This window comes from Pigmentibacter ruber (assembly GCF_009792895.1).
In the GTDB taxonomy this organism is placed as follows: Bacteria; Bdellovibrionota_B; Oligoflexia; order Silvanigrellales; family Silvanigrellaceae; genus Silvanigrella; species Silvanigrella rubra.
In genome coordinates, this window is record NZ_WSSC01000005.1 from 141310 (window position 1) to 153310 (window position 12001).

A 12001-nucleotide genomic window follows, 5' to 3' on the forward strand; every position below is an offset into this window, starting at 1 on the left:
AGAAACTAAATTAGCAAGTTTTATTTGTCAACCTACGATTTATCCAAATCTAAAAATTCATTTTGATAACATTACCCACCTTAATGAAATTAAAGCGGAAAAAAAAATGAGAAACTATAATTGCCTTATTATAAAAAAAAAAAATAGGAGTCAATAGTAAAATAAAATAAATTATTTTCACTTTATATTAAATAATTGTTTTTTTTAAGATTATCTTAAGATTCTTCGGCAAAGTTTTCGCTTCGGTTTTTTTCTATTTTTTTAATTATAAATATTGAAATTTCTACCATTAAATACATAGGTATAGAAACTAGACAAAGGCTGATAACATCTGGTGGAGATAAAATAGCTCCAATTATAAAACAAGTTAAAAATGCAATTCTTCTATTTTGTATTAGTACTTTTGCTGGTAAAATTCCAGCTAATCCTAGTAGAGATAAAATGACTGGAACTTCAAACACCGCACCAAAAATTAATAGCATTGTAATTAAAGTGTTAAAATAATTTTCGTACGTGATCATGACTTGCGCGTATTGACTAGCCCATCCTAATGCGTTGGAAAAGAAATATGGGATGATAAGAAAAAAACCAAACGATATACCTAAATAAAAAAGAAGAATACTTGCAAATACGGATAGTTTTGCAATCTTTTTTTCTTGTAAATATAAGGCAGGGGAAATAAATTTCCAAATTTCATAAAGCATAAATGGTAAACTAAAAACAAAGCCAAGTAAAAAACAGATTTTAAAATTTACTGTGATCACTTCGAAAATACTTATTGAAGATAAATTTTGCGTAATTCCCTGTTCCTTTAATGAAACAAGGACTGTGTCATAAGGTTTTTTTAAAAAAACAATCAATGGTTCCATAAAAATAAAAGCTATAGTGGAAAATAGGCAAAGCCACATCACTGCTCGAAAAGCATGCCGTCTTAAATCTTTTATATGATCAAATAATGACATTTGTTCATCTTCTTGGCCTTTTATAAAAGCCTCTCGTTTTGCTTTTCTTTGTAAGCCAGAATTAAAAATTGATGACAGATAGTGAAATGGTTTAAAACCCATTCTGCTCATTTATTTTGCCTCCAACCAGTTTTTTCCTGCTCCAATTTCAACAAGCATAGGCACCGAAAAGTTTACTGCCTTTTCCATAGCGAGTTCTACAATTTTTTTGACTTGACTAAATTCTTCGACTGGTCCGTCTAGTACCAGTTCATCGTGCACTTGAATAACTACTTTTGTTTTTAAATTTGCTGATTTTAAATTTTTACTCACTGCGAGCATGCCCAGTTTCATTATGTCTGCTGCAGTTCCTTGAATAGGCGAATTGATAGCCATATTTTCTGCTAATTTTGCTTCTATAGGGTTGTTAGAAAGCATGGCGGGAATAGGACGTACTCTGCCAAAATATGTTTTAACCATAGCATGGGCATGTGCTGAAGCTCTTTGATCGTCTAAATATTTTTTTACTCCTGAAAAATTTGTAAAATATTTTTCAATAAAACTTTTTGCCTCGGCTAAAGTTATTTTTTGTTGCTTCGCTAAGCGTTGAGGTCCCATTCCATATATAATTCCAAAATTAATTGCTTTTGCACTGTTACGTTCTGCGTTTGTTACTTCTTCTGCAACTTTTCCAAGTATTTGTGCGGCAGTTTGCCGGTGGATATCTGCGCCAGAGTTAAAAGCAGCAAGCATATTTTTATCTTGGGATATGTGAGCTAAAACTCTGAGTTCTATTTGGGAATAATCTGCGGAGATAATATGATAATTACCTTTAGAGGCATTAAAAGCAGCACGGACTTTTTTACCCCAATCTGTTTTTACAGGGATATTTTGTAAATTAGGATCTGAACTAGATAAACGCCCTGTAGCTGTTCCTATCTGATTGAAATGAGTATGAACCCTTCCTGTAGATGATTTTACCAACTTAGGTAACACTAGAATGTAAGTAGAAAGTAGTTTAGATAGTTCTCTATATTGCTGTACTTTTTCTACAACAGGATGTTCCTCAAACTGTTCTAAGACACTGGCATCAGTTTTGTAACCTTGTGTTGTACGTGCAAGTTTTCCTTTGTAACCAAGTTGTTCATGAATTTTTAATTTTTCAAATAAAATATCTCCCAATTGTTTAGGACTAGATATTTTAAAAGTCTCACCAACAGTTTGATAAATATCTGATTCAAGTTTTAGAAGAGTTGTTTGTACTTCTGCAGTTAAACCACCTAGATATTCTGAGTTAATATGAACACCAGTTCTTTCCATTTCGCATAACAGAGATAAAATAGGCATTTCTAAATCATAAAAAAGTTTTTGCAAATCTAATTGCTGTTGTAAACGTTGATCATAATAATACCAAAGTCTAATAGTGGCGTCGACATCTTCACAAGCATAGGTTGCTAATTCTGATAAAGGAACAGCAAGCATTGAAGATCTACCTGTTTCTTTGCCAATTAAAGCAGAAGTTGGAATTTTTTGATAATTAAAATGTTTTAATGTTAAAAAGTCTAAACTAAAACCACCTTCAGCAGGATTTGTTAACCAAGCAGCTACCATAGTGCAACAATTTATATTTTCACCACATTCCACACCAACATTTTTAAGCATGTGCATATCAAATTTTAAATTGTGTGCTACTAATAATGCTTTCCTTTTATTTAAGGCAGAATTCAATCCTTGCCAAACTTCTTTTTTGGAATAAGTAGGAAGATCTTTTTCTGCTGAAAGTAGTGTTCCACCTAATAAGTGCTCTTCATGAGCAGGTATATAATATGCTTGACCTGGTTCAAAACTAATTGATACCCCTATTGGAACATCTTCAATAATATCAAGTCCTGTTGTTTCGGTATCAATAGCAACTACTTTTGTATTAGGATCAGAAATTTGTGCAAAAATATCAGCTAATTCTTGTTTTGTAAGAACTAATTTATAATTTTCTTTTTCCCATGGAATAGTTTCAATATGTTTAGATGTGATTTTTTGGTTTTTTGTTTTTTTAATTTCAGATTTTTTCTCTTCATTATTTTCTTTACTCTTTATTGTTTCTATGGATTGTGGTTTATCTCCATAAATAGATTTTAACAGAGTAATCATTCTGAGTGATTCAAGCAATTGCCTTGTTTCTTTATGATTCTTTAGTTCTGTAAATGTGTAGCGTAATGATAACTCAGAAACATTAAGAGGAATATCTGTTTTTATAGTAACAAGATATTTTGACAGAATAACCGCATCTTTTCCAGCTTCTAAAGCGCTTTTAGCGCGTTTATTTTGAATAGAGTCTATGTTTTTTAATAAATTTTCTACCGATCCAAACTCAGCAATTAGTTTTGCTGCTGTTTTGTCACCAATTCCTTTTGCACCGGGAATATTATCAACCGTATCGCCAGTGAGCGCAAGAACTTCAATTACTTTTTCAGGAGGAACACCAAAGTAGTCAGTTACTTTTTCAGGTGTTATTATGTCGTATTCATCCCCTTTTTTAAGGGAAAACATTTGAATATTTTCATTAACAACCTGCATATAATCTTTATCAGAGGTAACAAGATAAACAGTGCCATAATGTTCGAAAAATTTTGCTAATGTTCCAGCTAAATCATCAGCTTCAAACCCAGGTAAAGCAAATGTTGGAATATCTAAATCTTGTAATAATTTTTGAATTATTTTGATTTGTGGAATGATTTCTGGAGGAGTTTCTCCACGGTTAGCCTTATATAATGGAAAAACTTCGTGTCTAAATGTTTTTTCTTTTAAGTCCCAACAAACAGCAAAATGTGTAGGGTTTTGCTCACGAAAAATTTTAATCATGACTTTTAGGAAACCATACACAGCACCAATTGGTGTCCCATCAGGAGCTGTTAGTCGTGAACCCATAGCATAAAAAGATCTAAAAAGTAACGACATACCATCAATGATAAATAGGCGCTGTGTATTTAATTCCATGTTAATCCTTTACCCGTTTCTCTGTTTTTATAAACAGCTGACTAATTTTTTTCAATATTTTCTTCAGTTGTGTGGTGTTGAGGTCTTAACAATGGAAAGAGAATAGTATCTTTAATATTGTCACATCCGCATAAAATCATAGTTAATCTATCTATACCTATACCTACGCCTGCTATAGGTGGAAATCCGTGTTCCATAGCGGTTAAGAATTCTTCATCAATTGGCATAGCTTCATCGTCACCATGTTCACGAGCTTGCATTTGTTCTTCAAAACGTTCACGTTGATCAATTGGATCTACTAATTCAGAATAAGCTTTTACAAGTTCAACTCCATTGACAAGAAATTGGAAGAAATCAACGTATTGAGGCTCTTTTGCATTTCTTCTAGCAAGTGGAGCCATTTCAACAGGATACTTAACTAAGAAGCAAGGCTGAATTAATTTAGGGCGGGATACTTTCTTGTATAAGGAGTCAACCATATTTGCCCAACCTAATGTTTCAATATCATCATCTAAACGGATATTTTTAGCTTTAATTTCTTTTTTTAATGTTTCTTTAGTATTAAATTTTTTAATATCTATACCACAATCTTTAAAAACAAGTTCAGCATATTCGTATACGGGCCAATCACCAGAAAAATCAATTTCATTTCCACTGAGTGTTACTTTAACTGTTCCGAAAATTTTATGAATTAAGTCACGCATCATGCCTTCAACAAATTTGCGCATTTTATCTGAATTCCAGTAAGATGCGTAAAATTCAAGCATGGTAAAATCTTGAAGGTGTGTTGCGGAAATACCTTCGTTGCGGAAGCTTCTTGCAAATTCAAACACTTTATCCATACCAGCGCCGATACAGCGTTTTAAATATGTTTCGCATGCTATTCGCATAACGCATTCAATATCTAAAGCATTATGATGTGTATAAAATGGACGAGCTAAAGCTCCTGAAGGAGTTGTTTGTAAAATAGGAGTTTCAACTTCTAAATAACCATTATCTTCCAAATATCTGCGCAAGGATTTTACTATTTCAAAGCGTTTTTTAAAAACATCTCTAGATTCGGCGTTCATAATAATGTCAAGATATCTTTGTCTATAGCGAGTTTCTATGTCTTCAATCCCATGATACTTTTCAGGTAAAGTTCTTAGACATTTATTTAGTAATTTCCATTGACCAACTCTTAATGTGAGTTCTCCAGTTTTTGTGATGAACATCTCTCCTTCAACACCGACAAAGTCTCCGATAGAAACATTTGCAGAAAAATCATCAAAAACACTTGGGTTGTCATCAGTTTTACGCACACAAATTTGTACTTTTCCTGAAAAATCATAGATATGTGCAAATATTATTTTACCCATTGTCCGCATTCCAACGATACGTCCAGCGGTACTTACATTTTGTGTGCCTTCAGATAGTTTGCTAACTTCCTCTACAGTATGAGTTTTGTTATAAAAATCAGCTAAATTCCCTTTTTCGCGCTGTTCTAAGAATTTGGTTTTTTTTAATTCAAAGATATTCTCTGACATAAAAGATTCCCTTATTTTTCCCGTATCTGTACAGATAGCGTTTTGACAATAATTGAGAAAAATCCAAGTAATACAATGCTTGGACCAACAGGCCAATTAAAGCTGAAAGCAAGTAAAAAGCCCAGTATCCCTCCAATAAAGCTTAATAGAACAACAATTGGAGAAAAGACACTCTTAGGTTGATAAATAATTGTAGGTAGTGTTAGAAGTGAAGAAATCATTAATCCACCGACAGCAAATAATCCAGATAATATGGCTGCTGTCATTAGAACGGGAAATAATTTTTCCAGAAGTTTTACTTTGAAACCTGCAATTTCAGCAAACTCAGGGTCTGAAAGCCAAGCGTCCCAATGTTTTCTTAATATTATTATAGAAATTAATACGAACCCTAAAGTAATAGCTAATACGAATACATCAAGCCAAGTAAGGGTAAGTACATCTCCAAATAAAATACTTTCAGGATCGATTCTGGTATCTTTTGCATTAGAAATTGCAATAACCCCCATTGCAAAAAAAGAAGTTAAACAAATAACTGCAGAAGCATCAGGTGGTATTTTTAACGTTTTTAAAATCCATTCAGATAAAAAGGTCCCTATTAAAGCTGTAGCGATGGATCCTATTAATATACATCCCCAAAAAGGTAGAAGTGTAATTTTTGCAAGGACAATTCCAATTATAACTCCGGGGAAAACCAAGTGTGAAAGTGTATCTCCTAAGTAAGCTCTTTGCTTTAACACAACAACTGGACTTAACGTTCCACACATAATTGTTATTAAAATTATTGCAATGAACGCTATTTGCGCAAACTCAAAATTAAAAATTTGAAAAAAAGAGAGAAATTCTTGGAGCATGCAAAACGACCTCAGTTGCAATGATTTAAAGGCAGAAAATTTCTAAACACAAATTACATAATTATTGAAGAAATTTCTTGGTCATGCTTTCGCGTAAATTTTATTTTTTTTGTGATATATTGATTGAAATTTTCAAGATGGTGGTCAACAATAAAAACGCAAACTTTATGTTCTTGAGTTAAGGTTTCCAGAGTCTCAATAAGTTGTTGTTGGCAACAGGAATCTAAACTAGCTAGTGGTTCATCTAAAAATAGCATTTTGGGTTTTGAAAGAACTGCACGAATAATCATTGCACGAGTTTTTTGTCCTCCGCTTAATTCATGAAAACTTCGCGCACCATAACCGTCAAGTTGCCATTCATTTAATAAAGAATTAATTTCAGAAATATCTTGATCTTTAAAAGTGAAGTTAGGTCCTTTTCCTTGTTTTATAAAATCGTAAACACTGATATGGAAATACCGATTTACCGTATGAAATTGAGGGACGTAAGCTATACCTTGAGAGATATTGTGTTCTGTTGGAATAGGAGCATCGTTTAGTAGGACTGTACCACTGATAGGTTTAATCAGGCCAAGCCACGTTTTTAGCAAGGTAGATTTTCCACAACCATTTTGCCCAATAATAGCAAATATCCCTGGTGTTGTAATTTCACCTGAAAAGGGATTCGTTAAAGGTTTTTTGTTGGGGTATCCTACAACCAATTGCTGCCAACTTAAGTAACTCATTCATACATCTTCCATAAAAGTAATTATTCTTTTAAGGCTTCAAGAATAGTTTTCACATTTGCTTTCCACATATCAACAGCGGTCTCGGCTCCTGAACCTTTAGCTCCAAGAGAGTCGCTATAGAGGGTACCACCTATCTTTACACCAGTTTCTTTCGAAACGGTTTTTATATTACGCATATTTCCTGTTGTTTCAAGAAATACAGCAGGTATATTTTCTTCCTTGATTTCAGTAATAATTTCTTTCAAACGTGCTGCAGTTGGCGACGATTCATCAGATAAGCCAACAATGCTTTTAATTTTAAAACCAAATTCATCAGCAAAATATCCCAGTGCATCGTGGTTGGTTGCAAATTTTCTTTTTTGAGGTGGAATATTATCAATTTGCTTTTTTAAATCTTTAACTTCGGAATCTATTTTAAGAATATAGTTTTTAAGGCAAAGATCAATATTTTTCGCCTCTGTTGGGAGTTGTTTTTTGAGCTCAAGCGCAATTTTATGAGCTACAATCTTAGTGCGTGCCGGAGATTGCCAGATATGTGGATCATATTCTAATTGATTATGTTCATGATGATCATGGTGCGCTGCATGATCGTGGTGGTCATCATGATGATGATCGTGCTTCGTATTGTTATTTGCGCCTATTTTTTTTAAATCCATACCATCAGTAACAACAAGCCAGTTTTGGTTGTTATTTTTTTTAATTTTGTTAGCCCAAGGTTCGAATTCTGCTCCAATTAAAATCACTAAATTTGCTTTTTCAATACTAATTCTTTCTTTCTTTGTCATATGAAAATGGTGTGGATCACTACCTAATGGAATGAGAGTGTCTACATTTAAAGTTTTTATGTTGCAAGTTGTATTTGCTAAGATATCTGTTAAATACGGAATAGATGTTACTATATTTATTTTTTTATTATCTGATTGTGCAAACACAGGGGATAATATTTGATTAAATAAAAAGGTAGCTATTAATTTATTTTTTGTAAAAATCATATTTTAATACTCAATCCATCGGTTAAAGAATTTCTATAAGCTTTTAAAGCGGGTATTATTCCTATTAAACAAGCAAAAGAAATAATAATTAATATATAAATGTAATCAAAATTTTGCAATCCATTTTGGCTTATAAGAATACCAAATTTATTTAAGATAAAAGGTTTTAGAAAATACAAACTAATATAGCTAACAAATATTCCTAATATACAACCAAAAAAGCAGATAATAAATGATTCCATAACTAAGAGAGCAACAATAGCTATATAAGATGTTCCAATTGATCTTAAAATAGCAATTTCTCTTCTTCTGCTTTCAAGCGAAGTATAAATTGAAATCATCATACCAAGTATGCCTATCAAAATGACAAATATCAAAATTATTTGAAATGCTGATTCTGCATAAGATATTGTTTCCCAAAATTGACTCAAGATGCTACCTGGAATAGCTGCTAATAAGGGTTCTTTTTTAAAATCATTAATTGAACGCATTAAAGAAAGAGTATTTATTCTATTATCTGCTCTTAAAAGCATAGAAGTAATTTGAGTGACTTGAATGTCTTCTTTCTTAATTGCTTCCTTTGTATTTTTTTGGTGTGAAGGAATACCATCTTTCCAATCAATATGAATTGCTTCCATACCTTCAAGGGTAATATACAATGCTCTATCAATAGGAGTATTTGTTTCTTTAATGATCCCTGTAATGATAAATGGACTATCGTCATGTTTAAAAATACTTTGCTCAGTAATTCCATGCGCTAATGTAACTTTATCGCCAACTTTTAATTTTTCTACTTCTGCTACTCGTGATCCAATAACGGTATCATAAATATTTTTAGGAATACTTCCTGAAACTAGCTCAATTTTTTTATCACCAAGATAATGATAGTGATTATAAAAATTTTCATTTGTAGCTATAACTCTAAATCCATGAAAACTATCACCTAAAGAAAATGGTATAGTCCATTCAACATTTGGCATATTTTTTATAGATTCATAAGATTGCCAAGATATATTATTAGTTGCACTTCCTAAATGAAATATAGTATAAAGTAACAATTGAAGCCCACTTCCTCGAGCGCCTATAATAAGATCTGCTTGGCTTACTGTGTTTGAAAAGCTTTGTTTAGTTCCATCTCTTATAACATTTACGGCTAAAAATAATGTTACGCTTAAAGCTATAGATGCTATTGAAAGAATAAAAGGAGTTTTTCTATTCAATAATGATTTTATAGCTACATTAAAAAGAGTTATCATATTTTTACCTTATTTAATTCAGGTAGATTTATTTGTTTACTAAAAAGTTTTTTTAAATTAATATCATGGCTTACGAAGATTAATGAACTATTTTGAGTATTACATTGTTCAAATAAATGTTGAATAAATAATTCTCTGTTCTCTTCATCCAAAGAACTCGTCGGCTCATCTGCTATAATGATTTTAGGATCACCTAATAATGCTCTAGCAGCAGCAACTCTCTGTTGTTGACCAATTGAAATTTCAGTTGCTTTTTTAGAAAGAATTTGAGCAATATTTAAATTTTTTGCTATTTCAATACATTTCTCTTTTATCTCTGAAAGTGTTTTATTTTTTCTGCGTAAAGGATTTAATTTACAAGGTAATAATATATTTTCTAATACAGTTAAATAAGGTATTAAATTAAAAAGTTGAAATATATATCCCATTTCAGTTCCACGTATTTGATCACGCAAAGAAGGTTTTAAACCAACAAATTCATGATTGAGAACTTTCACAGAACCTTCATTTGCTGCTAAAATACCTGTTAAAATACTTAGTAAAGTAGTTTTCCCACAACCGCTTGGACCGTATAGAAATATTTTATCTTTCTCAAAAATTTCAAGTTTAGGAATATCTAATACTTTTTGATTTTTATGATATGAAAATAATAAATTATTTATATCAATTATATTTTTCATAACTCTAAAAAGCCTTTCTCATTTTTTAAGTGTAATGAGAATTGTTTTTCATTTGATAATCCTTCAATAAACATGCTTTCTATTTTAGGAAAGAACTTTTTTAGAGCAAAAGATAATTTAGACTTACTTAAAGGTTTTTCACATTTAGCAATAATTTCAGCTTTAAAATCCCCATGTTGAGCAGAATGTTTTTTATTTTTAGTTGATTTTAAAGTTTTTTGATCATCAGAATTATCTTCTTCATCTTCAGTTGCAAAAGGGTCAATCTTTATAATTTGGAAGTTACATTTGAGTCTGTCTTCTAAAATAACGATTTTATTAATATTATTTTCAAACTTTTGTTTGCTTTCTGCAACTAATTTTTTTTCTTTTGCATTCTTTGCTTCATGTTCAAAACCGTACATACTAGCGGCTGGGATCTCAAAGTTGAATTTTGCTTGATTACCATCAATGGCAACATCAATATTAGCTGTTCCATGATTATGCGCTTTATAGGCATGGGCATTAAGGAAAAATACGGTTGATAACAAGAAGGTCATTGAATGCTGCGAGAAATTTTTCATATATGACTCCCTCAGTAAAAATAGAACTCTTTATAAGTAGAAGAGTTTGATGTCACGAAGTCTTGCATATTTGCAAAAATTTTGCAATATGTCAGACAAGCAAGTCTTTGATAAGGAAGGCCAATGAACGATCACTGTTTACAAAAAGAAATCCAGCATACTCATTCTAGCCATGGGGATCATTGCAATGGTAAGTCATTTAAGGAACTTGCTTTTGAGGCTATGAAAGAAAATAATTTACGGATTACAAAATCACGCCTTGCTGTTATTCAATGTTTGGAAAATTCAAAAGTCCCTTTATCGCCCAAAAGTATATTTGATTCTTTATTAAAAGATTATAATATTAAAATAGATCAAGTTTCTGTATATAGGATATTGGAAGCATTTATCCAATTAAAACTAATACACCAGGTTTTTCCTTCAGGGGATTATTTGTCTTGTCATACTCGATGCGAAGAAAATCCTAACCATATCATTCTAAATTGTATTAAATGTCATAAGGTAATGGAAGTGCATTTAGATATCGAAACTATTTCAAGCATTTTGTTGAGTATTCAGGAAAAATTCCAATTTGAACCTATAAATCATATGTTTCAAATTGATGGGAATTGTGAACAATGTCGGAAATAGATCAAGGTAACAAATACGAACTTACGCAAACAATGCATGGTGATTTTACATTTAAGCATTTACAGACAAGTGAAATTTTACATGGGCAAGTTGGACCAAGACAAGAAGCAGAGCGCTTATATGTTGAACAATCAGGAATAAGAGAAACCCCTCAATCACATTATGTTGTATACGATATTGGGATGGGCTGTGGGGCTCAATTATTTGCTATGTATGATGCCTTTCTAGCAAATAAAAGTATTTCAAAATTAACAATTGTAAGCTTTGACTTGGAAAAAGAAGGACTTCGCCTATTATTGGAAAATATACAATATTTTCCTTATTTAAAGGAAAATATTGCACTCATAAATTTATTATTGAAAACAGATCATCTTCACTATTCTGTTTCAAATATAAAAGAATTTGAATGGATTTTTCTGAGCGGTGATTTTAATAAATTAAGTGATAATGATTTAAACTTTTTGCCTAGTGCAGATGTAATCTGTTACGATTTCTTTTCTCCAGCAAAACACCCACATTTGTGGACGTATAGTAATTTTAAGAAATTGTTTGCAAAATCTAATTTGAATTCCGTATTAATCACCTACTCATCAGCAACGGCTGTGCGTGCTGCTTTGCTTGCGGCAGGATATTTTGTCGGTTTTGGGGCTATTAGTGGAAAAAAAGCTAAATCTACTGTAGCTACTCGAAAATTGGAAAACTTGTTAGAACCTCTTCCCGTTGCATGGAAGAATACTTTTGCAGCTTCGTGCGCTAAATTTTCTAAGCAAGAAACTGATAAAAATATAATTCAACAAAAAATAAATTCACACCCCCAATGGTAATTTTATTTTAAGATAT

Annotated in this window: 11 protein-coding genes; 2 read left to right on the forward strand and 9 right to left on the reverse strand. The window is 31.7% G+C overall.

Features of this window, described 5'->3' with window-relative positions; translation table 11 throughout:
• Window positions 1-215: 215 nt before the first annotated feature.
• From tatC to GOY08_RS14355, 9 genes are read right to left on the reverse strand one after another with little or no spacing between them, the layout of a single operon-like run.
• Window positions 216-1073: a twin-arginine translocase subunit TatC gene (gene tatC / locus GOY08_RS14315; RefSeq protein WP_158999608.1), complete on the reverse strand. Its 858-nt coding sequence runs from the start codon at window positions 1071-1073 to the stop codon at window positions 216-218.
• On the reverse strand, window positions 1074-3935 hold the full coding sequence (gene polA / locus GOY08_RS14320; RefSeq protein ID WP_158999609.1) for a DNA polymerase I: 2862 nt from the start codon (window positions 3933-3935) through the stop codon (window positions 1074-1076).
• Between the two features lie 41 nt (window positions 3936-3976).
• Entirely contained in the window at window positions 3977-5461 is a 1485-nt protein-coding gene (gene lysS, locus GOY08_RS14325) for a lysine--tRNA ligase (protein WP_158999610.1), read from the reverse strand.
• A gap of 11 nt (window positions 5462-5472) precedes the next feature.
• Window positions 5473-6312 (reverse strand): metal ABC transporter permease, encoded by an 840-nt coding sequence (locus GOY08_RS14330; RefSeq protein WP_158999611.1) that lies wholly within the window; start codon window positions 6310-6312, stop codon window positions 5473-5475.
• 53 nt (window positions 6313-6365) lie between these two features.
• A complete protein-coding gene (locus GOY08_RS14335) occupies window positions 6366-7037 on the reverse strand; it encodes an ATP-binding cassette domain-containing protein (protein WP_158999612.1) in 672 nt (223 codons plus the stop codon).
• A 23-nt stretch (window positions 7038-7060) separates the two neighbouring features.
• Window positions 7061-8032 carry a metal ABC transporter substrate-binding protein gene (locus GOY08_RS14340; protein ID WP_158999613.1) on the reverse strand — a complete coding sequence of 324 codons (972 nt, stop codon included), beginning with the start codon at window positions 8030-8032 and terminating at the stop codon, window positions 7061-7063.
• Window positions 8029-9288, reverse strand: coding sequence for an ABC transporter permease (locus GOY08_RS14345; RefSeq protein ID WP_158999614.1), 1260 nt, complete (start codon window positions 9286-9288; stop codon window positions 8029-8031). The genes GOY08_RS14340 and GOY08_RS14345 overlap by 4 nt, the downstream gene beginning before the upstream one ends.
• Window positions 9285-9968 carry an ABC transporter ATP-binding protein gene (locus GOY08_RS14350; protein WP_158999615.1) on the reverse strand — a complete coding sequence of 228 codons (684 nt, stop codon included), beginning with the start codon at window positions 9966-9968 and terminating at the stop codon, window positions 9285-9287. Before GOY08_RS14350 ends, GOY08_RS14345 begins: the two co-directional genes overlap by 4 nt.
• Window positions 9965-10531, reverse strand: a complete 567-nt coding sequence (locus tag GOY08_RS14355; protein ID WP_158999616.1) for a ZrgA family zinc uptake protein — start codon at window positions 10529-10531, stop codon at window positions 9965-9967. Before GOY08_RS14355 ends, GOY08_RS14350 begins: the two co-directional genes overlap by 4 nt.
• A 123-nt stretch (window positions 10532-10654) precedes the next feature.
• Between GOY08_RS14355 and GOY08_RS14360 the strand changes: the two genes are divergently transcribed.
• Window positions 10655-11161, forward strand: coding sequence for a Fur family transcriptional regulator (locus tag GOY08_RS14360; RefSeq protein ID WP_158999617.1), 507 nt, complete (start codon window positions 10655-10657; stop codon window positions 11159-11161).
• Window positions 11149-11985 carry an MnmC family methyltransferase gene (locus tag GOY08_RS14365; RefSeq protein WP_158999618.1) on the forward strand — a complete coding sequence of 279 codons (837 nt, stop codon included), beginning with the start codon at window positions 11149-11151 and terminating at the stop codon, window positions 11983-11985. The genes GOY08_RS14360 and GOY08_RS14365 overlap by 13 nt, the downstream gene beginning before the upstream one ends.
• Window positions 11986-12001 lie beyond the last annotated feature (16 nt).